Consider the following 25,950-nt stretch of genomic DNA (forward strand, 5'->3'; position numbering starts at 1 on the left):
CTTCAGGCGTGGGCTGCGGTGCTGGACACAGGCTCATCGTCGAGCCAGTCCACGCGGTCCATCTTGCGCACCAGCACGAACTCGTCGCGGTTGGTGCCGATGGTTCCGTAGTAGTTGAAGCCGTAGCTGTACTGTGCGTAGCCGCCAATCATGTGGGTGGGCTTGAGCACGATGCGCGTGACCGAGTTGTGGATACCGCCACGGGTGCCGGTAATCTCGGAGCCGGGGGTGTTAATGATCTTCTCTTGCGAGTGGTACATCATCACCATGCCGGGGTTCACACGCTGGCTCACCACCGCACGGGCCGCAATGGCGCCGTTGGCGTTGAAGAGTTCGACCCAGTCGTTGTCCACGATGCCCGCGACCTTGGCGTCGTCTTCGCTCAGCCACACCACGGAGCCACCCCGGTTGAGCGTGAGCATCATCAGGTTGTCGCTGTACGTGCTGTGGATGCCCCACTTCTGGTGCGGCGTGATGAAGTTCAGCGCAATCTCGCGGTTACCGTTGGGCTTCTTGCCTTCGACTTCTTCCAGTGTCTTGAGGTGTACCGGTGGACGGTAGCTCACAAAGCCTTCGCCGAAGTCACGCATCCACGGGTGGTCCTGGTAGAACTGCTGGCGGCCCGTGAGGGTGCGCCACGGGATGTACTCGTGCACGTTGGTGTAGCCCGCGTTGTAGCTGACCTTCTCGCTCTCCAGGCCGGACCAGGTGGGCGAGCTGATGATCTTGCGCGGCTGCGCCTGGATGTCGCGGAAGCGGATCTTCTCGTCCTCGCGGTGCAGCGCCAGGTGCACGTGGTCGCGCCCGGTCTGCTTGCCCAGGGCCTCCCAGGCCTTGCAGGCCACGTGGCCGTTGGTTTCGGGGGCCAGCATCATCACCACTTCGGTGGCGTCGATGTCGGTCACGATGCGGGGCATGCCCTGTGTCACGCCCTCTTCCTTGACGCGGCCGTTCAGGTCACCCAGCTGGCCCACCTCGGTCTGCGTGTTCCAGCCAATGCCCTTGCCGCCGTTGCCCACCTTCTCCATCAGCGGGCCCAGCGCGGTAAAGCGTTTGTAGAGGTTAGGGTAGTCGCGCTCGACCACCGTGACCTGCGGCGCCGTCTTGCCGGGGATGAGTTCGCACTCGCCCCGCTTCCAGTCGCGCACACCATAGGGCTGTGCCATTTCGCCAGCCGTGTCGTGCATGATGGGTGTGAGCACCACGTCCTTTTCGACGCCCAGATGGCCCACGCTGACCTCGCTCACGGCCTTGGCGAAACCCTTGTAGATCTCCCAGTCGCTCTTGGCCTGCCAGGCCGGGTCCACCGCTGTCGACAGCGGATGGATGAAGGGATGCATGTCGCTGGTGTTGAGGTCGTTCTTCTCGTACCAGGTGGCAGTGGGCAGCACGATGTCGGAGTACAGACAGGTGGTGCTCATGCGGAAGTCGAGCGTGACCAGCAGGTCCAGCTTGCCTTCGGGTGCGTTGGCGTGCCACTGCACTTCCTCGGGCTTGGCTTCGTCCTTGCCCAGATCCTTGCCCTGCACGCCATGGGTGGTCCCCAGCAGGTGCTTGAGGAAGTACTCATGCCCCTTGCCCGACGAGCCCAGGATGTTGGAGCGCCACACGAACATGTTGCGCGGCCAGTTGGCGGGGTGGTCCGGGTCTTCGCAGCTCATCTCCAGGCTGCCGTCTTTCAGTGACTGGACCACGTAGTCCTTGGCGTCCATGCCCCTGGCTGCGGCGTCCTTGGCCACCTGTAGCGGGCTGGTCTTGAGCTGGGGGGCTGATGGCAGCCAGCCCATGCGCTCGGCGCGCACGTTGTAGTCGATCTGCGCACCGTGGTAGGCGCTGGCATCGGCCAGGGGCGAGAGGATTTCCTCCATGCCCAGCTTCTCGTAGCGCCACTGGTCGGTGTGGGCGTAGAAGAAGCTCGTGCTGTTCATCTGGCGGGGCGGGCGGATCCAGTCCAGCGCAAAGGCCAGTGCCGTCCAGCCGGTCTGGGGCCGCAGCTTTTCCTGGCCCACATAATGCGCCCAGCCGCCACCGCTCTGGCCAATACAGCCGCACAGCATCAGCATGTTGATGATGCCGCGGTAGTTCATGTCGCTGTGGTACCAGTGGTTCATGGCCGCGCCGATGATCACCATGGACTTGCCCTGTGTCTTGTGCGCGTTGTCGGCAAACTGGCGGGCCACGGTGATGATCTGATCGCGCGGCACACCGGTGATCTTTTCCTGCCAGGCGGGCGTGTAGGGGCGGTCGCTGTCGTAGGTAACGCCCTGCTCTTCGCCGGGCAGACCCCGGTCAATGCCGTAGTTGCCAGCCAGCAGGTCGAACACGGTGGCCACCATCACCCGGCCCTGGGCTTCGTGCCCGGCCAGCTCCAGGTGGGACACCGGCACGCGGCGCACCATCACGTCGCCGCCTTGTTCGTTGGCCGTGAAGTTGGGCGTTGCCACGCCGCCAAAGTACGGGAAGGCCACATCAGCCACTTCATGGGCCTGCGCGCCGTCCTCGATCACCGAGAGCTTGAGCTTGACGGTGTTGCCGGTGCGCGCTTCCTTGTTCTCCAGGTTCCACAGGCCCTGGTCGGCGCGGCCATCGGCCCCCCACCGGAAGCCGATGGAGCCATTGGGCAGCGTGACCTGACCCAGCTCGTCGTAGCCCACGGTCTTCCAGTCAGGGTTGTTGGACTGGTCGAGCTGGCCGGGGAAGTCGCTGGCGCGCACATAGCGGTCGGGCACCATCACCGTGCGGCCATCGGGCAGCGTCTTTTCCTTCAGCACCACCAGCAGCGGCAGGTCGGTGTAGCGGCGTGCATAGTCATCAAAGTACGGGCTGCGTCCTTTGCCGCCATCCTTGAAGTAAAACTCCTTCAGGATCACATGGCCCATGGCCATGGCCACGGCGGCGTCCGTCCCCTGCTTGGGGTGCATCCACAAATCGCCCAGCTTGGCAACTTCGGAATAGTCGGGCGTGATGGACACGACCTTGGTGCCTTTGTAGCGCACCTCGGTCAAGAAGTGCGCGTCGGGCGTGCGCGTCTGGGGCACGTTGGAGCCCCAGGCAATGATATACGAGCTGTTGTACCAGTCGGCCGATTCAGGCACGTCGGTCTGCTCGCCCCAGGTCTGCGGGCTGCTGGGGGGCAGGTCGCAGTACCAGTCGTAAAAGCTCATGCACACGCCGCCAATCAGGCTGAGGTAACGGCTGCCAGCGGCGTACGAAATCATCGACATCGCCGGAATGGGCGAAAAGCCGATGATGCGGTCCGGCCCGTGCTTCTTGATGGTGTACACGTTGGCCGCAGCAATCATCTGGTTGACTTCTTCCCAGGTACTGCGCACGAAGCCGCCCAGGCCGCGCTGCTTTTGCCATTCGCGCTTGGAGGCATCGTTTTCGACGATGCTGGCCCAGGCATCCACCGGGCTCTTGGCCAAGGCGATGGCAGCGCGCCAGTGCTTGAGCAGGCGACCACGCACCATGGGGTATTTGACGCGGTTGGCGCTGTACAGATACCAGCTGTAGCTGGCGCCACGCGCGCAGCCACGGGGCTCGTGGTTGGGCAGGTCAGGCCGGGTTCGGGGGTAGTCGGTCTGCTGGGTTTCCCAGGTGACGATGCCGCCCTTGACGTAGATCTTCCACGAGCAGCTGCCCGTGCAGTTCACGCCGTGCGTGGAGCGCACGATCTTGTCGTGTGCCCAGCGGTCGCGGTAGGCGTCTTCCCAGGTGCGGTCTTCACCGTTGGTTTCGCCATGGCCCTGGGCAAAGGTCTCGCGGGGTTGGGAGAAGTACGAAAGGCGGTCGAGGAAATGGCTCATCGGGGGCTCCTTGTTCTGTTCTGTTCAGGGGTCATCAGCAAGGCATGGCGGCGTTCTTGCGCGCGTAGTGCCACCAAGTGATCACGATGCAAACGAGGTAGAAGGCGAAGAACGTCCACAGCGCGGCATGGGGGCTGCCGGTCAGCGCGATGGAGCTGCCGTAGCTCTTGGGAATGAAGAACCCACCGTAGGCAGCCATGGCGGCCGTGAAGCCCAGTGTGGCGGCGCCCAGGGTGTTGCCCTCCTTGTTGGCCTGGGCCACAGCAGCGGTGTTGCGGGGGTCCACGCCGCGCATGGCCTCGGTCAGGAAGATCACGGGGATCATGCGGAAGGTGGAGCCGTTGCCGATGCCAGTGGTAAGGAACAGCACCAGGAAGCAAACGAAGAAGCCTGCAAACTGGCCTTCGTAGCCCGCCGAGGGCAGGAACACCGTGACGCCCACCACAGCAATCGCCATGACGATGAAGTTCCACAGCGTGACGCGTGCGCCGCCGAGCTTGTCGGCCAGCCACCCGCCAAACGGCCGGACCACCGCGCCCACCAGCGGCCCCAGCCAGGCGTAGGCCAAGGGGTTGACGCCAGGGAACTGGCTCTTGATGAGCAGCGGGAATCCTGCGGCATAGCCGATGAACGAGCCAAAGGTGCCGAGGTACAGCACACACATCAGCCAGTTGTGCTTGCGCCGGAAGATAGCGGCCTGCGCTGCGAACGAGGCCCGCGCGTCGGCAATGTCGTTCATGCCAAACCAGGCGGCCAGCGCCGTCAGCGCAATCCATGGCACCCAGATGAAGGCGGCGTTCTGCGTCCACACCTGAACGGTCTGGCCGTTCTTCACAATGGTCTGGCCTTCACCACCAAAGATGCCGAAGATGCCGGCCGTGACCACCAGCGGACTCAGGAACTGCACCACCGACACGCCCAGGTTACCGAGGCCCGCATTCACACCCAGCGCCGAGCCCTTGCGCTCCTTCGGAAAGAAAAAGCTGATGTTGGCCATGCTGGAGCTGAAGTTGCCGCCGCCCAGGCCACACAGCAGCGCCAGGATGAGCATGGTGGGGTAGGCCGTGGTGTTGTCCTGCACCGCAAAACCGATGCCAATCGCAGGGATGAGCAGCGAGGCGGTGGAGATCGCCGTCCAGCGGCGGCCACCGACCAGCGGCACCATGAAAGAGTAGAAGATGCGCAGCGTGGCGCCCGAGAGCGCGGGCGCTGCGGCCAGCCAGAACAGCTGGTTGGTCGAATACTTGAACCCGAGGCCCGGCAGGCTCACGGCGACCACGCTCCAGACCTGCCAGATGGCAAAGGCCAGAAACAGCGCGGGCACCGAGATCCACAGGTTGAGCTTGGCGATGGCTTCGCCTTCGCGCTCCCAGAACGATTTGTCCTCCGGGGCCCAGAGGGTGAGCAGACGCCCCTGGCGCCCGCTGGTGGTGGTGGCAGACATGGTGAGGGTCCTTTGCAAAAAATTAGCGGGTGGCCGCAGAGGCTGCGGCGCCCTGTGCACCCATGACGGGGGTATGACGCACTTCAGTGAAGTACATCCAGATGAGCGAGACCCACACCACGCCATACATCAGCATGAATGCGCTGGAGCGGATGCCGGTGAGGTCCATCAGCGCACCGAACAGGATCGGCAGCACGAACCCGCCCATGCCACCTGCCAGGCCCACGATGCCGCTGATGGCACCGATGTTCTGGGGGTAGTCGTCGCTGATGTACTTGAAGACACTGGCCTTGCCGAAGGCCCAGCAGATGCCCAACAGAAACATGAGACCGGTGAACAGATACACGTTCAGGCCGATGTGGAAGGTCTTGGGGCCGTTGACGGTGACGATGGTGAAATCGGTCTGTGGGTAGCTCAGCAGGAACAGGCAGATCCAGCTCACCCACATCACCCACCAGGTCACGCTGTGGGCGCCGTACTTGTCAGACAGCATGCCGCCGATGGCGCGCAGAACACCACCGGGCAGCGAGAAGCACGCAGCCAGCAGTGCCGCCACGCGAATGTCGAGACCGAACTCGCCCACGTAGTACTGCACCATCCACAGCGACAGCGCCACATAGCCGCCAAAGACGATGCTGTAGTACTGGCAGTACTTGAGGACCTTGGGGTCCTTCAGCGCCTTGAGCTGATCGGTGAACTTGACGTTGCTGGGCACCAGATGGGCCGGGTCGCTGTAGCTGAACAGCCAGAACAGCACCAGGGTACCGAGCATGATGGCCGCATACACCTGCGGCACCATGGTCCAGCCAAAGGCCACCAGCAGCACCGGGGCCACGAACTTGTTCACGGCGGCGCCCGAGTTGCCTGCGCCATACACACCCATGGCCGTGCCCTGGCGGTGCTTGGGGAACCAGCGGGCCACATAGGGCGTACCCACCGAGAACGAGCCCCCCGCGAGGCCCACGAACAGGCCGATGGTGAGGAAGTGCCAGTACTCGGTGGCGTAACTCATGAGCCAGATGGCAGGCACGGTGGTGGCCATGACAGCGGCCATCACGATGCGGCCACCGAACTTGTCGGTCCAGATGCCCAGCGGCACCCGCACCAGCGAGCCCGTGAGCACAGGCATGGACATGAGCAGACCGAACTGCGTGGAGTTCAGGTTCAGCATCTTCTTGATGGGGATGCCGATGACGCCGAACATCATCCAGACCATGAAGCAGACCGTGAAGGCGAAGGTGCTGACGATGAGCACCGACCAAGCCTGACGGGTGCGCTGCGGGCTGTCGCCCGGGGGCAGGGTTGCGTTGGCCATTGCGCGATTCCTCTCTTTTTGCATGAGAGGAATGGTCGCGTGTGCGGGGCTTTTTGCACATCCTTCACTAGAGGGTGTACGGCGCGGCAGAGGGACTAGTCAACCGGGGCGGAGCATCGTCCGAAAGAACTATGGTGCAAGCGATGTGCGGCGGTGGCCCCTGCACAAACCCAGCCCGCCATGCACGCAGCGCGTGCGGACCAGCGCTATTCGGAGCGCTGCCGGTCCGATGCGTACACAGCAGCCTGCACGCGCGAACTCAGGCCCAACTTGCGCAGAATGTGCTGCACATGGATCTTGACGGTGGTCTCGGCGATGTCGAGCGTGCGCGCAATTTCCTTGTTGCTGGCACCGCGTGCGATCTCGCGCAGCACGTCTTCCTCGCGTGGCGACAAGGGCGTGAAGCCGTTGGCGGCGACCACAGTGGAGTCGGTGGGCACGGGCGGCGCAGACGCCACCTCGGGCGCGCCCTGCGACTGAAACGCCGCCACCAGCTTGCCCATCAGCTCGGGGCTGACCACGGGCTCGCCCCGGGCGGCGCGGCGAATGGCCTGGGCCAGCAGATCGCCGTCGATGGTCTTGAGCAGGTAGCCCTGCGCGCCGTTGCGCAGCGCGGTCGCCAGGTCCTGCGCGTCCTCGCTCACGGTGAGCATGAGCACTCGCGAGGTGGGAGACACCTCGCGCAGGCCCTGGATGGCATCCACACCCATAACGCCCGGCAGGTGGTTGTCGAGCAGGATCACCTGCGGCTGCAACTGGGGAGCGAGCCGCAGGGCCTGCGCGGCATCCCCCGCCTCGCCCACCACGGACAGGCCGTCGTACTGCCCAAGCAGCGCGATCAGCCCACGCCGGAACAGCGTGTGGTCGTCCACCACCAGCAGCGTGACAGGCGGTGTCGCCAGCGCTGGCGCGGGTGGTGTGGCAACGGGCAATGCAGAGGTCGTCATGGCGTGGGGGCGTGGTGGGGGTCGGCGGCGTATGCCGAAGCGGCTGATGGGGTCGAGGCGACGGACTGGTGAGGCTGGGTAGGTGCGACCGAGGGAAGCTCGATGCACACGCGGGTGCCTTGCCCGGGCGCGGACTCCACCTGGATCACCGCGCCAATCCGCTGTGCCCGCTCGCGCATGATGCCCAGGCCTACATGCAGCGAGTCAGGTGGCACGGAGGCCACCTCAAAACCGGTGCCGTTGTCCTGCACCTCAAAGCGCCAGCGCGGGTGGCGGTGCACCAGCACATCCACCCGCGTGGCGCCCGAATGTTTGCGCACGTTCGACAAGGCTTCCTGCACCATGTGCAGCACCTGGATCTGCACGTCCTGCGCCAGCGGCAAGCCGTGGCCCACCATGCCCAGCGTGGTGGCCATGCCGGTCTGGTGCTCAAACTTGGACAACGTGGCGCGCAGCGCGGACTCGATGTCTTCCTCGCTGGTGCGGGTGCGAAAGTGCACCAGCAGCTCGCGCACATCCGAATAACACTCGCGCACACCCACATCCAGCTCGCCGATGCTGCGGTCGCGCTTGGCCTCATCGCCGCGCGCCACGGCATCGCGCAGCAGCTGGGTCTGGATCTTCAGGAAGGCCAGCGACTGGGCGATGGAGTCGTGCAGCTCGCGCGCCAGCAGGCTGCGCTCTTCGGCCACCGCCGCCTCGCGCTCCAGCGCGGTGGCGCGCAAGCCCTCCATGGCACTGGCCAGGTGGCGCGTCATGGCTTCGAGCAGATCGCGCAGCTCATCGGTCAGCTCCACCGGCGAGCGGAAAAACAGGTCGACTTCGCCCAGCAGGCGATGCTGCATCTGCACCGGGATGGTGACCATGGTCTGGAAACCCGCCTCGCGGCAATGGGGCAAGGCGACTGCCGTGGACGGAGTGATGGGAATGACCCGCGTGCGCGCCTGGGCCTGTGGCTGGCCGCACAGGCAAGAGCCGGTGTGCAGGCAGTGCTCGCCTTCGGCCATGGTGCGCGGCAGGCCGTCACCCGCCAGCAGCACGTAGCGTTCGTTGGCCTCATTGGACCAGCGCACGGCGGCGGCATCGGCACCCGCCACACGGCGGATCTGCTGCACAAAGCCCTGGGCCAGCAGCTCCAGGCTGCCCGCCGTGCTGGCCAGCGCGCTCACCTCATACAACGCCGCCAGGCGTTGGTTCTGCACAGCGATGCTGGCGGTTTTTTCGCGCACCTTGTGCTCCAGCTCGTCGTGCGAAGCCTGCAGCGCGTGCGCCATGAGGTTGAAGCCCGCTGACAGCTGGCCGAACTCGTCATCCGTATCCACTGGCAGCCGCGTGCCGAGCTCGCCCTGGCGCAGCCGGGCCTGGGCCTGCTGCAGGCGCGCCACCGGGTTGATGACCAGCAGGTAGCTCACGGCCATGAAGGTGACGGCCGCCACGATGGCCAGCGCCATCATGAACAACTGGAACAGGTGCAGCGCGGCGGTCCAGCCCGCGATCTGGATCTCGATGGCGTCCACAAAACCATCGACCTGCTGCACAAAGGCATCGGCCTCCGCCAGATTCCGGGCGCGGTCCGGGGGCAATGCGCTGACCCACCCGGTGCGGGCCTCGGTCCAACGGGCACGGATGCCATCGAACCGCGTACGCGTCTCGTCGCTCCACGGCACAAACAGCGGGCGCGACGGATCGCCCGTGCGCAGCAAATCCAGGCTGGCGTCGAACTGGCGGGCGCGCTCTTGCACGGCCTCGGGTGGCTCGGTCTGCAGCACCAGCACCATGCGCAGCATGTTCATGCGCAGGCGGCCCGCCTCGTTGACGGCAGCCGCGCCGCCTTCGAGCTTCCAGGTCACCCACAGTGTCAGGCCGATGGAAGCAAGCGCTACCAACAAGAAACCCGCGCCCATGGCAAGGAGTTTGGCGGAGAGCGTGGGACGGGAGCGCATGGCGCAGTGTAGGGAAGGGGCATGACCACAACCTTGACCCAGGTCAAGAGCGGCCCGCGTAGCATGGCGCCATGCAACGACTGTCCCTCCCCCTCCTGCGAGCCTGGCTGGTGCTGGGAAGCGCCATGGTGGCGCTGGCTGGCTGCGCCTATGCCCCTGCACCCGGCACGCCGCCCAGCTCCCAACCGCCCCCCCTCTGGCCCGACCGCTTGCAGAGCCTGCTGCCCGCCGATGTACTGCTGCTGGGCGAGCAGCATGATGCGCCCGACCACCAGCGCCTGCAGCGCGAGGCCGTGGCGTGGCTGGCTGCACGGGGGCTGCTGGCGGCCGTGGTGATGGAGATGGCCGAGCGCGGCCACAGCACCCAGGACCTGCCGCGCGATGCCAGCGAGGCCCAGGCCCGGGCCGCCCTGCAGTGGGACAACGCCGCTTGGCCGTGGCAGGCCTATGGCCCGGTGGTGATGGCCGCCGTGGGCGCCGGGGTGCCCGTACTGGGTGGCAACCTGCCCCGCGTCCGCATGCGGGCCGCCATGGCCGACACCTCCAGGGACCAGCACCTGCCCGCCCCGGCGCTGGCCCAGCAGTACCAGGCGCTGCGCGACGGCCACTGCGGGCTGCTGCCAGAGTCACAAATCGCGCCCATGGCCCGCATCCAGATCGCCCGCGACGCCAGCATGGCCCAGACCGCACTGGAGGCGTTGCGCCCCGGCCAGACAGTGCTGCTGGTGGCAGGCGGCGGCCACGTGCTGCGCCACCTGGGCATCCCCACCCACTGGCCCGCAAATGTTTTGTCAAAAGTGGCTCTAGCGCAGGTAGAACATGCACAAGGTGCTATCAAATCAGGTGCAGAGGCTGATGCAGTGATCAGCACCCCGGCGCTGCCCCCGCGTGATGTGTGCGCAGAGCTGCGAGAGCAGTGGCGCCCGGCGCCGCTCGGACAGAAGGTCTGAGCGTGCCGTTTCAGCCCTGAACGGTGGCTACAGGCGCCGCCTGCGTGCGCAGCAGTGCCACAAAATCGTTGGCTGGCATAGGGCGGCTGCACAGGTAGCCCTGGTAGGTGTCGCAGCCCCGCTCGCGCAGAAAGGCCAGCTGCCCCTCGGTCTCCACCCCTTCGGCCAGCACCGACAGGCCCATGCTGTGCCCCATGGCAATGATGGCGGCGCTGATGGCCATGTCGTCCTCGCTTTGCGGAATATCGCGGATGAAACCCTGGTCGATCTTGAGCACGTCGATGGGAAAACGCTTGAGCTGCGCGAGCGACGAATAGCCGGTGCCAAAGTCGTCCACCGCGATACGCACCCCCAGCTCACGCAGGCGCACCAGCATCTGGCGGGCCTCTTCGGTGCGCTCGGCCAGGGCGCTTTCGGTGATCTCCAGCTCCAGCAGTGCCGCCGGAAACCCGCTGGCCTGCAGCGCGGCCGCCGTGCACCCGGCCAGGTCGGTCAGGTGGAACTGGCGCGGCGATACGTTCAGCGCCAGGGTCAGTGCGGGCAGTCCCTCATCGCGCCATTGCTGGCCCTGGCGGCACACCTCGCGCACCACCCATTCGCCCAGCGGGCCGATGACGCCTGACGTCTCGGCCACCGGGATAAAGCGTGCGGGCGATATCAACCCCTCCTGCGGGTCGTTCCAGCGCACCAAGGCCTCTGCGCCCAGGATGCGCCCTGTGGCAATGTCGATCTGGGGCTGGTAGTACATCTGCAGATGGCCCTGGGCCAGCGCCAGGCGCAGGCGCGACTCCAGCTCCAGCCGCTCGCGGGCAGCCTGGGTCATGGCCTCGTGGAAGAAGCACCAGGCGCCCCGGCCGCGCGCCTTGGCGCCATAGACTGCCGCGTGGGCGCCCTGCAGCAGCAGCTCGGTGGTGCTGGCGTGCTCGGGGAACATGCAGATGCCCACGCTGACACCCGCCACCACCTCCAGCCCGTCGGGTGAGCGCCAGGGCTCAGCCACCGCGCGGATCAGATGGCGCGCCACGGCGGCAGCGCCGTCGGCATGGCGCAGGTTGCGCGCCACCACGGCCAGCTCGTCGCCCGCCATGCGGCCCAGCACATCCCCCGGCCGCAGGGCGGACTGCACCTGCCGCGCAATGTGCTTGAGCACCTCGTCGCCCGTGGCATGGCCGTAGCTGTCGTTCACGTCCTTGAAACGGTCCAGGTTGAGCAGCAGCACGGCAATGTGCTCGCCACTGACCTGCGCCTCCTGCACCGCCAGCTCCAGCTGATGCCCGAACCAAGTGCGGTTGGACAAACCCGTGAGCGGGTCGTTGTGCGCCAGGTATTCAAGCTGCCGCTGCTGGGCCTTTTCTTCGGAGATGTCGGTGAACATGCACACGTAGTGCGTGATCTCGCCCGCCGGATCGCGCACGGCCGACAGGGACATGTGCTCCGGGAAGATTTCGCCGTTCTTGCGGCGGTTCCATATCTCGCCTTGCCAGTACCCGGTCTCGGTCAGCGCCGACCACATCGCCTCATAAAAAGCCTTGTCGTGGCGGCCCGACTTGAAGACGCGCGGGGTCTTGCCCAGCAGCTCCTCCTCGGTATAGCCCAGCAGCCGGGTGAACGCCGCGTTGACAGACAGGATGCGGCTGTGGGCATCGGTCACCACCACGCCCTCCATGGTGTTGTCCACCACCGTGGCCGCCAGGCGCTGGCGGGCCTCGCTGCGCTGCAGCGCGGCGCGGGCGGCCTTGATCTCGTCGAGGTCCTGCACCACACACACCAGATGCGCGGGCTCCTCGCCCACGGCGGGTGCCAGTGTCACGGTGCACAGCACCGGCACCCGGCGGCCGCTGTCCAGCCGCTGGCAGTGGCGCTCGCCCACATAGTGGTCGATCTCGCCTGCCAGCAGGCGCTCCAGTTGCGACGCGGCCCAGTCGCGATCCTGGGCGACCATCACATCGCGAAAATTGAGGCCCAGCGTCTGTGCCAGCGTGGCGCCCAGCAGATCGCACAGGCGGGTGTTGGCCCACAGAAAGCTGCCGTCTCGCGCCACCCGTGCAAAACCGGCCGGCGCATGGCGCACGATCTGCGTCAGCTCCTGCGCCATGGCCATACGCACTTTTTCGGCGAGGCGCATGCGCCGCAGCAGCCACCAGGCCAGGCCGCTGGTCAGCACTACATAGCCCCAGCCCTTCCAGGTCTGAAAACGGGTCAGTTGGACAGGGTCGACCACCCAGTGGGCCAGCAACACATCGCCCGCAAACACCCAGGCCACCCCCAGCACCAGGTACAGCAGCATGCCCCGCCAGGGGACCAGTGATGAGGCATAGCCCTCGTTACCCATTGCGCTTCTTGCGCTCCTTGTTGATTTCACGGTTTCACGGCACTTGGCCCTTGCTGCGACAATTGCACAGCTATGACCAACGCCTACATCCTTACCCTGTCATGCCCCGACCGCCTGGGGCTGGTGCACGCCGTCTCGGGCTTTTTGCTGGAGCATGGCGGCAACATCGAAGAAGCCGCACAGTACAACGACCACGCCACGGGCCTGTTCTTCATGCGGGTGCAGTTTGCCTGCGACCAGCACGACCACCCCACCCTCAAGGCGCGCCTGACCAGCTTTGCCGAGCCCTACAACATGCACTGGAGCCTGCACGCCACGGCCGCCCCCATGAAAACCGTGCTCATGGTCAGCAAGGAAGGCCACTGCCTCAACGACCTGCTGTTCCGCTGGAAGAGTGGCCTGCTGCCCATCGACATCCGCGCCATCATCAGCAACCACCGCGACTTCTACCAGTTGGCGGCCAGCTACAACGTGCCGTTCCACCACATCCCGATGACGGGCAGCACCAAAGCCCAGGCCGAAGCCAAACAGTTTGAGATTATCGAGGGCGAAGGGGCCGAGTTGGTGGTATTGGCCCGTTACATGCAGATACTTTCTCTTGACCTATGTCAAAAGTTGGCCGGTCGGGCGATCAACATCCACCACAGCTTCCTGCCCAGCTTCAAGGGTGCCAAGCCGTACTATCAGGCCCATGACCGGGGCGTGAAGCTGATTGGTGCCACCGCCCACTATGTGACGGCCGACCTGGACGAAGGTCCGATCATCGAACAGGACGTGGCCCGTGCCGACCACACAGACACGGTAGAAGACCTCACGGCCCGGGGCCGCGACACCGAAAGCCAGGTGCTGGCTCGCGCCGTGAAGTGGCACAGCGAGCACCGCGTGATCCTGAACGGCCACAAGACCGTGATCTTCCGCTAACCCGTTCTGCCCCATGGCCACGGCAGTCCCGTCCTCTTTCCTCAGCAGCGCAGCCCGGCGCATCCCACCCATCCAGTGCCTGCTGACGTTCGAGGCCCTGGCTCGCCTGCGCAGCGTGACGCAGACCGCCGACGAGCTGTGCGTGACGCCCAGCGCGGTGAGCCACCGGGTCAAGCAGCTGGAGCAGATCCTGGGCGTGCGGCTGTTTGGCCGGGCCGATTTTTCGCTGACCACCGAGGGCAGCGCCTACCTGGCCCACGTGCGCGAGGGGCTGGGGGCGTTGCAGCGCTTTCCTGGCCAGGCGTCCGCGCCCGGACGGCGGCGGCTCAAGCTGGCTGTGACGCCCACGTTTGCGCGCACCATCCTGATCCCCCGCCTGCGCCAGTTCACCGAGGCCTACCCCGAGATCGACCTGGCCCTGCAAGTCTCCATCCCGCTGCTGGACGTGGTGGCCGAGGATGCCGACCTGATGGTGCGCTTTGGCCCCGGCCACTATGCCGACGTGGAACATGTGGAGCTGGCGCGCGACGTGGTCACCCCCCTCGCATCCCCCGCCTTCGTGCGCGAGCACGGCCCCTTTGACCGCCCCGAGGACCTGGAAGGCGTGCCCCTGCTGCGCAGCCCGCTGGAGCCCTGGCGCACCTGGTTTGCAGTCACCGGTCTCGATTGGGCCGAGCCCAGCGAGGGCTCGCAGTTCAACGACATCGGACTGATGTGCGACGGCGCCGCCGCAGGCATGGGCGTGGCGCTGGTGCGCCTCAAGCTGGGCGCGCCCTGGCTGGAGAACGGCACGCTGGTGCGCCTGTTCGACACCGACACCGCCAGCCCCCACGCGCACTACCTGTGCTGGCGCACCGGCACCATGGACCGGTGGGAATGCGCGGCGTTTGCCGAATGGCTGCGCAAAACCATGGCGTAGTAGAGGCATCCCCCTGAGTCGCCTTGGGCGCCGTCCCGCTTCTCTCGGCTGCGCCGGGAAGGGGGACGCAGCCCTCGCTGCGGGGCGGCCCTTGCTCGGCTGCCCTCGCCCGAGCCGCGCCCTCCTCCACCAGGCTCAGGCAAAAATCAGCCCCAGCGCTAGTCCATCAAGCGCCAAAAGCTATCAATTAATGAGCATTTCGGTGTTTTTCACAAACACCTGCAGAAAACCTCACACCCCGCCCGTCCCCATCCCCTACAGTGGCGGCCATGATCACCGCCACTTCTTCCGCCCCGCTCCCGACACCCGCCGAACGCGCCGCACGCCAGGCCGAAGTTGTCCAGGCCCTGAGCCGCGTGGTGCCAGCCCACGCTCTGCTCTGGCACAGCGAAGACACCACGCCGTATGAATGCGATGGCCTCACCGCCTACCGCCAGCGCCCGCTGGTGGTGTGCCTGCCGGAAACCTACGACGAAGTGCAGGCCGTGCTGCGCGTGTGCCACCAGCTGCAAGTGCCCGTGGTGGCACGCGGCGCGGGCACGGGCCTGTCCGGCGGCGCCATGCCGCACGCCATGGGCGTGACCATGTCGCTGGCCAAGTTCAACCGCATCCTCGACCTCAACCCCGAAAGCCGCACGGCCGTGGTCCAGTGCGGCGTGCGCAACCTGGCCATCAGCGAGGCCGCTGCCCCCTACGGCCTGTACTACGCGCCCGACCCCAGTAGCCAGATCGCCTGCACCATCGGCGGCAACGTGGCCGAGAACTCGGGCGGCGTGCACTGCCTGAAATACGGCCTGACGGTGCACAACGTGCTCAAGGTCAAGGGCTTCACGGTGGAAGGCGAGCCCGTCGAATTCGGCAGCGAGGCCCTGGACGCCCCCGGCTACGACCTGCTGGCCGCCGTGATCGGCAGCGAAGGCATGCTGGCCGTGACCACCGAAGTGACGGTGAAGCTGATCCCCAAGCCGCAGCTGGCGCGCTGCATCATGGCCAGCTTTGACGATGTGCGCAAAGCGGGCGACGCCGTCGCTGCCGTGATTGCGGCAGGCATCATCCCCGCCGGGCTGGAGATGATGGACAAGCCCATGACGGCTGCCGTGGAAGATTTTGTACACGCAGGCTATGACCTCACGGCCGAAGCCATCTTGCTGTGCGAGAGCGACGGCACGCCCGAAGAGGTGGAAGAAGAAATCGGCCGCATGAGCGAGGTGCTGCGCGCTGCCGGCGCCACCGCCATCTCGGTCAGCAACGACGAAGCCGAACGCCTGCGCTTCTGGAGCGGCCGCAAGAACGCCTTCCCCGCCAGCGGCCGCATCAGCCCCGACTACATGTGCATGGACTCCACCATCCCGCGCAAGCGCCTGGCCGACATCCTGCTCGCCATTCAGGAGATGGAAAAGAAATACCAGCTGCGCTGCGCCAACGTGTTCCACGCGGGCGACGGGAACCTGCACCCGCTGATCCTGTTCGACGCGAACGACGCCGACCAGCTACACCGCTGCGAGCTTTTTGGCGCGGAGATTCTGGAAACCAGCGTGGCGATGGGCGGCACCGTGACGGGTGAGCATGGCGTGGGCGTGGAGAAGCTCAACAGCATGTGCGTGCAGTTCTCTGCGGCGGAGAACGCGCAGATGTTCGGGCTCAAGCATGCGTTTGACCCGGCGGGGTTGCTGAACCCGGGGAAGGTGATTCCGACGCTGAACCGGTGTGCGGAGTACGGGAAGATGTTGGTGCGCGGGGGGCAGATCAAGCATCCGGATTTGCCGAGGTTTTGAGCGGTGGCAGCACTTTCAAATTGAGTGCGCAGCCCCGTACTCCCTTGACTAGAAATTGCAAACTGCCACAGTTTCATCGCCTGACCCAGACCAACGGTGATTTCGCTCGCACCAGATTTTTTTTGGTAGAAGCTACAGTATCCAGCGCTCTGCCAGCCACTCCTGTTATGTGCGCTGGACGGGTTCACCCTCCAAACTGAAAGCCGCCTAGAAAATGCCAATTCACGCGCGCAGCCAAGTTTCGTACCTTCTGCTGTACATGCTCATTGGCGCTCTAGTTTTGGAAGCCTTGCGCGCCATCGCACTTGGAGAGCTGACCAAATCTGTGCTGGTTATTGCTTCAATATTGACCTTGGTGACTCTTGTAAGTTGGTGGATCAAAGCGGTACAAAGTCGCCGTTGGATTGAGATTGATCCACAAACTAGGCAAGTGACCATCCATACCGTCTCCGCGTTCTTTTCGTCCATCCAAAATCACTACCCTCTAAATCAGTTCAGTTCAGTGCGCTCCTACACGACGATAGGGCGTTTCCCAAAGAACCACGTCGAACTTGTCACGAAGAGTGGGGGCGAAGCTTTGATCGTGGCGGTCTTTTTCCCGGGCATCAAGGCCCCGTCGTTTTGGTCCGTGCCAACAGAAGTTGAGAGCGCAAAGGCGATGCACCTCAGGAGGGAGATTTCCAGTCGGTGCGGGCTTATCGATGGAGGCTTCTTGGGTTCAAAGATGGTCGGAGCACTTCTCGAAACCTGACAAAGGTACGCCGAAGGGGTGGAGCGCTGCTCGTGGCCGATAGCGGCCAGCAAAACCTCCGACAATCCTCAACCTTATCCCTCGCCTGTAAGACCCCATGCCCAGCGACTCCCCCTCCACCCTCCTCCAATCCGGCAACGCCCTCGTCGCCCAAGCGCAGGCCGTGGCCACGCAAGACTTTGCCGCAGCGCGGGCGTTGTGGCGGAAGGCGGGGGCGTTGTTTCAACGGGCGCATGAAGCCGACCCCGCGCATCACGCAGCAGCCTTCAGACTGGGTCAGGCGTGGGTGGCCGAAGCCCATGCGTTGCAGAAAGAAGGATCCGAAGATGCGACCGCGATGTGGCGACAGGCGGCGCTGCAGTGCGAGGTGGCCTTTGCGCTCGACCCGCACCATGCAGTGACGGCCATGCACATCGCCAGTTGCTATGCCTGGGCGCAAGACGCAGAGGCCAAGCTGGCCTGGGCGCAAATTGCGCAGCATCTGCAGGAAGAACACGCGGCCAACATGGCGGCGGATGAGGCTGCACGCTAGCAGCGCAGCGCGGGCGCGGCCGAGCAACGCGATGGCCCGTGTGGCTGTTCGGCTGTTGGCTGTTCGGCTCCCACCCCCCTGCTGACTGCGCCTGCGGCGGGGCGGTTGCGGGGTGGCATGGGCGTCGCAGCGCCCATGCTTCGTGCTCTGACTCGCCGTGGTTGTCCGAGCGGCGCGCGCAGCGCAAAGCGAGTTCCACGGCGCACCCCACAACCGCCCCGACGCAGGTTGCCCCCACGCACCGCGTGGGGGTCGCAGACTGGGGGTCGCCTTTTCTTTGGTGACTTTCTTTTGGCGAAGCAAAAGAAAGTTACTCGCACGCCGGGCGACTCTCGGCCTCCGTCCTCAGCAAAGGCATGCAGCCAAATCAGCAAGGCATGCGAGCACTCCCCGGTTTCGACAAGCTCAACCCGAACGGGTGGAGTGGGGTGCCCCGGCTTCGACGGGCTCAGCCCGAACGGGTGGTCAACTGCCCACCACCGCCCGCCAAATCTCCCCCACGTGCGACACCGCAAACAGCACCAGCCCGATGAGGCCACCCACCACGGTCCCGTTGATGCGGATGTACTGCAAATCCTTCCCAATGTTCAGCTCAATCAGCTGCGTCATTGCTTCGGTATCCCATCGCCGCACGGTGTCCTCAATGTGCTGCGCAATGAACGCCGACACATCCGGCGCCAACCCCTGCGCCCACCGCTCCAGCCGGTCATTGAACGACTGCCGCAGCGCCGCGTCCCCCGCCAGCGACTCACCCAGCCACAACCCCAGCTTGCCCACCTGCCGCGCCACCACCGAATCGGCATCGGCCAAATCACGCCGCAGCGCACCGCGCAGGTCCAGCCACAGCGCCTGCACGTAGCCGCCCACGGTGGTATCCGTCTGCAGCCAGGTGCGGATCTCCTCGCCCTTGCGCGCCCATTCCGGGTCGCTGCGCAGGCGCTCGATATAGCGCTGCACCGCCACATCAAACTGCGCACGCAGTGCATGCTGCGGGTTGGCGGCCACATCGGCCATCAGGCTCTCCAGCGCGCGGGCCAGCAGGGCCGAGCCCTTGTCGCCCAGCCAGTCGCTGGGCAGCAACTTCTCGGTGCGCGGGTGGTCCTTCTTGAGCCAGGCCACGATGGACTGCGCGACCCAGGTGCGGGTCTGCTCGTTCTGCAGCAGTTCGATGAGCTTGGCCAGCACGTCGTCCAGCAGCGCCTGGTGACGGCCGTTGTGGGTCAGGGTATCGAGCACCGCCGCCAGGGCACGCGACATATCCACCTGCCCGATCAAGGCACGCGCGGCCTTGTGGATGAAGCGCTCTACCTGCGCGTCCTGCACCATCTCCAGTGCGGCCGACGCCAGGCGCGTGGCCTGGTGGCCCAGCAGCGTGGCGTTGCCGGGGGCAGTCAGCCACTGCGCCAGACGCTCGGCAGGGTCGTGCCGGCGGATCAGCGCCACCAGCGAGGGCACATCCAGGAACTTGTCGCGCACAAAGGTGGCGAGGTTGCGGCCGATGCGCGCCTGGTTGCGCGCGATGACCGCCGTGTGCGGAATGGGAAGGCCCAGCGGGCGGCGGAACAGCGCCACCACCGCAAACCAGTCCGCCAGCGCACCCACCATGGCAGCCTCGGCCATGGCCTTGACGCCGTTGAGCCACAGGCCGCGTTCGACCACGCTGGTGGCCACAAACACGGCCGTGACCAGCAGCAACAGGCCCAGGGCTTGTCGCTTGGCACGCCGCAGGGCGCGCGCCGGGTCGTCGGCGTTTGAGTGGGATGGAGGAGCGCTGCTGCTCATGCCGACAAGCCGCGCGCGGGTCTGCTCACTGCAGCGCCCTAACGCGGGTCAGGGTGCTGCCGCAATCTGGTCCAACGCTTTCGACAAATGGCCCACTGTGCGGTCCACGTTGTGCCACTTCTCCAGCCCGAACAGGCCGATGCGGAAGGTCTTGAAGTCCGGCCCTTCATCGCACTGCAGCGGCACACCCGCAGCGGTCTGCAGCCCCACTTCCATGAACTTCTTGCCGTTTTGGATGCCAGGGTCGGTGGTGTAGCTCACCACCACGCCCGGCGCCTTGAAGCCATCGGCCGCCACGCTAGGAAAACCGCGCGATTCGAGCAGTGCGCGCACCTTGGCACCCAGTTCGATCTGTTCTTCGCGCACCTTGGCAAAGCCGTAGGCGCGCGTCTCGGCCATCACCTCGCGCAGACGCACCAGCGCATCCGTGGGCATAGTGGTGTGGTACGCGTGCTGGCCCTTTTCGTAGCCCTCGGCAATCTGCATCCACTTCTTGAGGTCGCACGAAAAGCTGCTGCTCGTGGTGCCCTCGATGGCTTCGCGCGCACGCTCGGACAGCATCACCATGGCGCAGCAAGGCGATCCGCTCCAGCCCTTTTGCGGTGCGCTGATGAGCACATCCACGCCCGTGGCCTGCATGTCCACCCACATCGCGCCGGACGCTACACAGTCCAGCACAAACAGCGCGCCCACTTCGTGCGCGGCGGCTGTGATGGTGCGCAGGTAGTCGTCACTCAGGATGATGCCGCTGGCGGTCTCCACATGGGGGGCGAACACGACCTTGGGCTTTTCGGCCCGGATGGTGGCGGCAACTTCTTCAGCGGGGCATGGAGCCCAGGGCGCCTGCGGGCCGCTGCCCTGCTGGCGCGCCTTGCACACCACGGAGCCGCCACCCAGGCCTTTGTCGGCGTCAAAGATCTGCGTCCAGCGGTAGCTGAACCAGCCATTGCGCACGATGAGCACCTTCTCGCGGTTGGCGAACTGGCGCGCCACGGCTTCCATGCCGAAGGTGCCGCTGCCAGGCACCAGCACGGCGGTGTGGGCGTGGTAGACCTCTTTCAGCGTGCCCAAAATGTCCTGCACTACGCCGGTGAAGCGTTTGGACATGTGGTTGAGCGCGCGGTCGGTGTAGACCACCGAAAATTCGAGCAGGCCATCAGGGTCGATATCGGGCAGCAGTCCGGGCATGGTGCAAAGTCTCCATCAAACAGGGGCGCCACCCCGGCACGGGGTGGGCAAGGCGGGCCAGCTTAGCATGCACAGCGCGGCCCGCGCAGGGGCTACCAGGTGTCGATGAACCGGTGCCCCACCGGCCCCACCTGCGCCGACGCCAGCCCCCGCGCCAGCCATGCCCGCGTTTCGGCCGGGTCGATCACCGCGTCGATCTCCAGCGTGGCGGCCATGTGCATCGCCTCGCCGTTGGCGTAGGACTTGGCCAGCAGCTTGGCAAACAGGGCGTCGCGCTCGGTGCCCTCGGGCAGGGCCTCCAGCTCCTTGCGAAAGCCCAGGCGCACGGCGCCTTCGAGGCCCATGGCACCGAACTCGCCGGTAGGCCAGGCGACAGTGAACACGGGCGAATGGAACCCCCCGGCCGTCATGCCCATGGCGCCCAGGCCGTAACCCTTGCGCAGCACCACGCTGAAGGTGGGCACGCGCAGGCTGGCAGCGGTGACGAACAGGCGGCTCACGTGGCGCACCTGGGCCGTGGCCTCCACCTCAGGGCCGACCATGAAGCCGGGCGTGTCCACCAGGCTCACGATGGGCAGGCCGTGTGCGTTGCACAGCTGCATGAAGCGCGCACCCTTGTCAGCCGCATCGGCGTCGATGGCGCCACCCAGGTGTTGCGGGTTGTTGGCCAGCAGGCCCACGGGGCGGCCTTCGATGCGCGCGAGTGCGGTGTGGATGCCCGCGCCAAAGCCGGTGCGCAGCAGCAGCAGGCTGCCCTCGTCCACCAGACCGGTCATCGCCGTGCGGGTGTCGTACACGCGCAGGCGGTTCTCGGGCACCACGGCGCGCAGCAGGCGCTGGTCGGGTGCGGACCACTGCGATGTGCGGCCCTGGAAGAACGACAGATAGTGGCACGCAGCGGCCACGGCCTCGGCCTCGTTCTCCACCAACACGTCGATAACGCCGTTGGCATGTTGCACGCGGCTCGGGCCGATCTGCTCGGGCTTGAACACGCCCAGACCGCCGCCTTCGATCATGGCCGGGCCGCCCATGCCGATGTTGCTGCCGCGCGTGGCAATGATCACGTCGCTGCAACCCAGCAAGGCGGCGTTGCCTGCAAAGCAGCGCCCTGCCGCGATGCCGATGACCGGCACCTGGCCCGACAGCGCCGCGTAGCTCGCAAACGTGTGCACATGCAGCCCCGCCACCACGGGCATGTCGGTGTCGCCCGGGCGCCCGCCGCCGCCCTCGGCAAACAGCACCACGGGCAGCTTCTGCGCCAGCGCGATGCCGAGCATGCGGTCGGTCTTGGCGTGGTTGCGTGCGCCCTGGGTGCCCGCGAGCACGGTGGCGTCGTAGGACATGACCACTGCGCGGGATTTTTCAGGCCCGAACAATGCGCCATTGATGCCGCCGATGCCCGTAACCATGCCGTCGGCGGGCGTGTTGGCGATGAGGTCTTCCTTGCTGCGGCGGCGCGTTTGCGCGGCGATGGCGAGGGCACCATATTCGATGAAGCTGCCGTCGTCGCACAGGTCGGCAATGTTCTCGCGCGCGGAGCGGCCGCCTTGGGCGTGGCGCTTGGCCATGGCGTCGGGGCGCGCGGCGTCGAGCGTGAAGGCGTGGCGGTCGATCACACGTTGCAGGTCGGCACGGATGTGGTCGGGGTCGTGCGCAGCGCTGCCCTGCACTTCGACATCGGCAGCATCATCCACCGCGTCCAGCACCAGCAGCGGCTGCCCCTGCGCGACGTAGCCACCGGCCACGGCCAGCAGCGCGCCCACGCGGCCTGCGTGCGGGGCCAGCAGCACATGCTCCATCTTCATGGCTTCGAGCAAGGCCAGCTCGGCGCCGGCAGCGACCACGTCGCCTTCGGCCACGCTCAGCTGCACCAGGCGGGCGGGCATGGGGGCGAGCACTGCGCCTTCAGGTGCAGGCACTGAGGAATATGAGTCTTTTTGGCCGCTAGCGCTAGTCGAACTTGCCGCAGCAACTATATTTTTAATAGCGATCAGAAGGTCTGGCAACACCGACTCCAGCCAGCGTGTGTGCACATGCTGGCTTTCCATTTCGGGCCGTGCGGCCAGGGCCTGCAGCAGCGCCAGGTTGGTGGCCACGCCCTCGATGCGGCACTCGGCCAGAGCGCGCTGCGAGCGGCGCAGCGCATCCGCAAAGTGCGGGCTGCGCGTGTGCACGATGAGTTTGGCCAGCAGCGTGTCGTAGTGCGGCGATGGCGTGGCGCCCGCTGCGCCGTGCGTGTCCACGCGCACGCCGGGGCCTGTGGGCAGATCAAAGCGGCTGAGTGTGCCGCTGCCGGGGGTGGCGCCGCCCTGCGCATCCAGCGTCTCGGCGTTGATGCGCCACTGCACGGCAAAGCCCAACACGGCGGGCGGTGCGGCGGGGTCGAGGCCGATGTCCTGCAGCGTGCGGCCTGCGGCCAGCGCGATCTGCGCCTGCACCAGATCCACGCCGGTCACTTCTTCGGTGATGGTGTGCTCCACCTGCAGGCGTGGGTTGCATTCGATGAACACAAACGGCAGGTCGTTCGAGGCCAGATCCACCAGAAACTCGAAGGTGCCCAGGCCCTCGTAGGCCACGGCCCGCGCCATGGACAGCGCGGCGGTGGTGATGCGTTCGCGCAGCGGCGCGGGCAGCGAGGGGCTGGGCGAGATCTCCACCACCTTCTGAAAGCGCCGCTGCAGCGTGCACTCGCGCTCGCCCAGCGCGATCACCTCGCGCCCGTCGCCCAGCACCTGCACCTCGATGTGGCGGGCGTTGCCCATCAGGCGCTCCACGTACACGCCGTCCACACCAAAGGCGGCCTGCGCCTCGCTGCGGCAGCGCGCGTAGGCAGCGGGCAAGTCATCGGCCGACGCCACCGCGCGCATGCCGCGCCCGCCGCCACCGCCGATGGCCTTGATGACGATGCCGGCATGGGCGTGCTGCGCGAAGAAGGCCTGCGCCTCCTGCAGCGTCACCGCCGTCTGCGTGCCGGGCATGAGCGGCACGCCCTGCTGCTGCGCCAGCGCACGGGCCTGCGCCTTGTCGCCGAACAGCGCGAGCTGCGCAGGCGTGGGGCCGATGAAGCGCAGCCCCGCCTCGGCGCAGGCGCGGGCAAAGTCGGCGCGCTCGCTCAAGAAGCCGTAGCCCGGGTGCACGGCGTCGCAGCCCTGCGCCTTCGCAATGGCGATGAGGCGCGCACCGTCCAGGTACGCCGCCGGGCCGGTGGCGCCCAGCGCCACGGCCGCACTGGCTACGTGGACATGGGGGCTGGTGGCGTCATCGTCGGCATACACGGCCACGCTGGCAATGCCCAGGTCGTGCAGGGCGCGCACAGTGCGCAGTGCGATCTCTCCCCGGTTGGCGATCAGGACTTTGGCGAAGAGGGGCAAGGTCATGGTTTTGATTCTTTTTTTTAGCTTTTAGCGCTTGACTGATAAGCGCTGGCGGCCATTGTTTCTAGTTGATGGACTCATAGAACTGCGCTTGCAACTGACGGGGCCCACACCAGGACTCCCGCGCAAGGGCCGCCCCGCCGCGGTTGGAGCGTCCCCCTCCCTAGCGCGAAGCGCGTAGAGAGAGGGGGAAGGCGCCGCAGGCGACTCAGGGGGTGTTTCATGCATCCCGAAGCAGGCGGCGCAGCACTTTGCCAGCGCCGGTGGCGGGCAGCGCATCGATGAAGCGCACTTCGCGCGGGGCTTTGTAGGGCGCCATGTTCTCGCGGCACCAGGCCACCAGACTGGCGGCGTCCACCTCCTGGCCGGGCTTCTTGACGATGAAGGCGCGCACCACCTCACCCTTTTCCGCATCGGGCACGCCAATCACGGCGGCCTGGGCCACGGCGGGGTGCTTGATGAGCAGGGTCTCGACCTCTTCGGGGAACACGCTGTAGCCCGAGACCTTGATCATTTCCTTGAAGCGGCCGATGAAGGTGACATAGCCGTCCGCATCGATCTTGCCCATGTCGCCGGTGTAGACCCAGCCGTCCCGCAGGGTCTTGGCCGTGGCCTCGGGCTTGTTCCAGTACCCCTGGAAGTTGCCGGGGCCGTGGATGGTGATCTCGCCCACCTCGCCGGTGGGCAGGGGCGCGCCGGTGTCGGGGTCGACGATGCGCAGGGTGTTGCCCGGCACGGGCTTGCCCTGGGTGCCCCAGCGGATGGCGTCCACAGGCATGGCGGTGTCCACCGTGTGGGTTTCGGACAGCCCGTAGGCCGCCTCGTGCGAGATGCAATTCGGCGCGAACTGCTGCCACTGCTGGGCCAACGCCTCGGTAAAGGTGATGCCAAAGCTGGTGACCGGGTTGCGGCGCAGCGCGCTCCAGTCCATCTCGTGTGCGCCGGGCACCTGCATGAGCGCGCCATTCATGGGCGCGATGCTGTACCACCAGGTCACGCGGTGGCGCTCCAGCGCCTGGGCCACGCCCAGTGGGTCAAAGCGGTACAGCAGCACGGCCGTGGCGCCGGTGTAGACGGGCAGGTTCACGCCCATCACCATGCCGGCGATGTGGTACAGCGGCGCCACGGCCAACAGCGTTTCGTGCGGCGTCATGCCGTTGCAGTCGGCCGATGCAGCGGTCTTGAACGTGGCGTTGCCGTAGCTCAGCATCGCGCCCTTCGGCAACCCGGTGGTGCCCGAGGTGTAGGTCATGAGCGAGATGTCGTCCATCGACAGCGCGACGGGCGCTGGCCGAGCGCCTGTGCGCGTGGCCGCCAGAAAATCTTCGCAGCCCGCGGGAGCAGGCGCCATGGCTGCGCGCATTGCCAGCAGCTCGGCGGGCACGTCGATGCTGGGCGCGCTCTCGGGCAGCAGCTCGGCATAACGCACCACAAACACATGCTGCAGCGCCGTCTTGGCGCGCACCTTGTCCACCACAGGCAGCAGCACATCGGCCGCGACGATCACGCGCGCCTGCAGGTCGGTGAGCTGGTATTCCAGCTCGTGCTCCTTGTTCAGCGGCCCACAGGGGCAGACGATGGCACCGATCTTCTGGATGCCGTAGTGCGCCATCACGTACTGCGGGCAGTTGTTCATGAACAGCGCCACGGGCTCGCCCTTGGCCACACCCAGCGCCTGCAGGCGCGCGGCAAATGCATCACTGGCCGCATCAAGCTGCGCCCAGTTGAGGGGCTGGCCGTACCAGAGGTAGGCGATGCGGTCGGGCGTTTCGCGCGCGTGGCGGCGCAGGTGTTCGTGCAGCGGCAGCTGCGGTGCGGCATAAGGCATGGCGTTGTCTCCGAGGTGTCTGGAATCGCTGGTTCTTGGCGGCCACTCAGGGTTTTCTCTGAGCGCCCTCACCCGCCAGCGTCTTGCCAATATATACCGCTCGGTAGAACAATGCTACCCATGGGTATAAATCGAACGTCGCG

16 protein-coding genes are annotated in these 25,950 nt (G+C 66.2%); 6 read left to right on the top strand and 10 right to left on the bottom strand.

The features are described 5' to 3' along the window. Positions 1-2 precede the first annotated feature (2 nt). The 5 genes from ISS20_RS04540 to ISS20_RS04560 all read right to left on the bottom strand — a co-directional run bounded on the left by ISS20_RS04540 (position 3) and on the right by ISS20_RS04560 (position 9,455). Positions 3-3,806: a nitrate reductase subunit alpha gene (locus ISS20_RS04540; RefSeq protein WP_291434116.1), complete on the bottom strand. Its 3,804-nt coding sequence runs from the start codon at positions 3,804-3,806 to the stop codon at positions 3-5. 34 nt (positions 3,807-3,840) lie between these two features. Then, positions 3,841-5,250, bottom strand: a complete 1,410-nt coding sequence (locus ISS20_RS04545) for a NarK family nitrate/nitrite MFS transporter (protein WP_291434118.1) — start codon at positions 5,248-5,250, stop codon at positions 3,841-3,843. A 22-nt stretch (positions 5,251-5,272) separates the two neighbouring features. Beyond that, entirely contained in the window at positions 5,273-6,565 is a 1,293-nt protein-coding gene (locus ISS20_RS04550; protein WP_291434120.1) for a nitrate/nitrite transporter, read from the bottom strand. Positions 6,566-6,771: 206 nt separating this feature from the next. Continuing rightward, complete coding sequence (locus ISS20_RS04555; protein ID WP_291434121.1) at positions 6,772-7,512, bottom strand: response regulator; 741 nt, start codon at positions 7,510-7,512, stop codon at positions 6,772-6,774. Further along, positions 7,509-9,455: a type IV pili methyl-accepting chemotaxis transducer N-terminal domain-containing protein gene (locus ISS20_RS04560; protein ID WP_291434123.1), complete on the bottom strand. Its 1,947-nt coding sequence runs from the start codon at positions 9,453-9,455 to the stop codon at positions 7,509-7,511. The genes ISS20_RS04555 and ISS20_RS04560 overlap by 4 nt, the downstream gene beginning before the upstream one ends. A 71-nt stretch (positions 9,456-9,526) precedes the next feature. On the opposite strand from ISS20_RS04560, the gene ISS20_RS04565 reads away from it, so the two are divergent. Then, positions 9,527-10,405: a ChaN family lipoprotein gene (locus ISS20_RS04565; RefSeq protein WP_291434125.1), complete on the top strand. Its 879-nt coding sequence runs from the start codon at positions 9,527-9,529 to the stop codon at positions 10,403-10,405. Positions 10,406-10,415: 10 nt separating this feature from the next. Here the strand turns inward: ISS20_RS04565 and ISS20_RS04570 are convergent, their stop codons facing one another. Further along, positions 10,416-12,737, bottom strand: coding sequence for a bifunctional diguanylate cyclase/phosphodiesterase (locus ISS20_RS04570; protein ID WP_291434127.1), 2,322 nt, complete (start codon positions 12,735-12,737; stop codon positions 10,416-10,418). A gap of 72 nt (positions 12,738-12,809) precedes the next feature. Here ISS20_RS04570 and purU point away from each other — a divergent pair, with 72 nt between their 5' ends. The 5 genes from purU to ISS20_RS04595 all read left to right on the top strand — a co-directional run bounded on the left by purU (position 12,810) and on the right by ISS20_RS04595 (position 17,635). Further along, entirely contained in the window at positions 12,810-13,658 is an 849-nt protein-coding gene (gene purU / locus ISS20_RS04575; RefSeq protein ID WP_056059864.1) for a formyltetrahydrofolate deformylase, read from the top strand. A gap of 13 nt (positions 13,659-13,671) precedes the next feature. Next, positions 13,672-14,577, top strand: a complete 906-nt coding sequence (locus ISS20_RS04580) for a LysR substrate-binding domain-containing protein (RefSeq protein ID WP_291434130.1) — start codon at positions 13,672-13,674, stop codon at positions 14,575-14,577. 269 nt (positions 14,578-14,846) lie between these two features. Then, positions 14,847-16,352 carry an FAD-linked oxidase C-terminal domain-containing protein gene (locus ISS20_RS04585; protein ID WP_291434132.1) on the top strand — a complete coding sequence of 502 codons (1,506 nt, stop codon included), beginning with the start codon at positions 14,847-14,849 and terminating at the stop codon, positions 16,350-16,352. Positions 16,353-16,566: 214 nt separating this feature from the next. Further along, the gene (locus tag ISS20_RS04590; protein WP_291434134.1) at positions 16,567-17,103 is read left to right on the top strand and encodes a hypothetical protein; all 537 of its coding nucleotides are present in this window, start codon (positions 16,567-16,569) and stop codon (positions 17,101-17,103) included. A gap of 97 nt (positions 17,104-17,200) precedes the next feature. After that, complete coding sequence (locus ISS20_RS04595; protein ID WP_291434136.1) at positions 17,201-17,635, top strand: hypothetical protein; 435 nt, start codon at positions 17,201-17,203, stop codon at positions 17,633-17,635. Between the two features lie 465 nt (positions 17,636-18,100). On the opposite strand, the gene ISS20_RS04600 is transcribed toward ISS20_RS04595, so the two are convergent. The 4 genes from ISS20_RS04600 to ISS20_RS04615 all read right to left on the bottom strand — a co-directional run bounded on the left by ISS20_RS04600 (position 18,101) and on the right by ISS20_RS04615 (position 25,807). Then, positions 18,101-19,417, bottom strand: a complete 1,317-nt coding sequence (locus tag ISS20_RS04600) for a DUF445 family protein (RefSeq protein ID WP_291434137.1) — start codon at positions 19,415-19,417, stop codon at positions 18,101-18,103. 48 nt (positions 19,418-19,465) lie between these two features. After that, positions 19,466-20,605: an aminotransferase class V-fold PLP-dependent enzyme gene (locus tag ISS20_RS04605; protein ID WP_291434139.1), complete on the bottom strand. Its 1,140-nt coding sequence runs from the start codon at positions 20,603-20,605 to the stop codon at positions 19,466-19,468. Between the two features lie 92 nt (positions 20,606-20,697). Then, the gene (locus ISS20_RS04610; RefSeq protein WP_291434141.1) at positions 20,698-23,982 is read right to left on the bottom strand and encodes a carboxyl transferase domain-containing protein; all 3,285 of its coding nucleotides are present in this window, start codon (positions 23,980-23,982) and stop codon (positions 20,698-20,700) included. 217 nt (positions 23,983-24,199) lie between these two features. Continuing rightward, entirely contained in the window at positions 24,200-25,807 is a 1,608-nt protein-coding gene (locus tag ISS20_RS04615) for an AMP-binding protein (protein WP_291434143.1), read from the bottom strand. Between the last annotated feature and the right edge of the window lie 143 nt (positions 25,808-25,950).

It is taken from the genome of Acidovorax sp. (assembly GCF_016783915.1).
Lineage (GTDB): Bacteria > Pseudomonadota > Gammaproteobacteria > Burkholderiales > Burkholderiaceae_C > Acidovorax.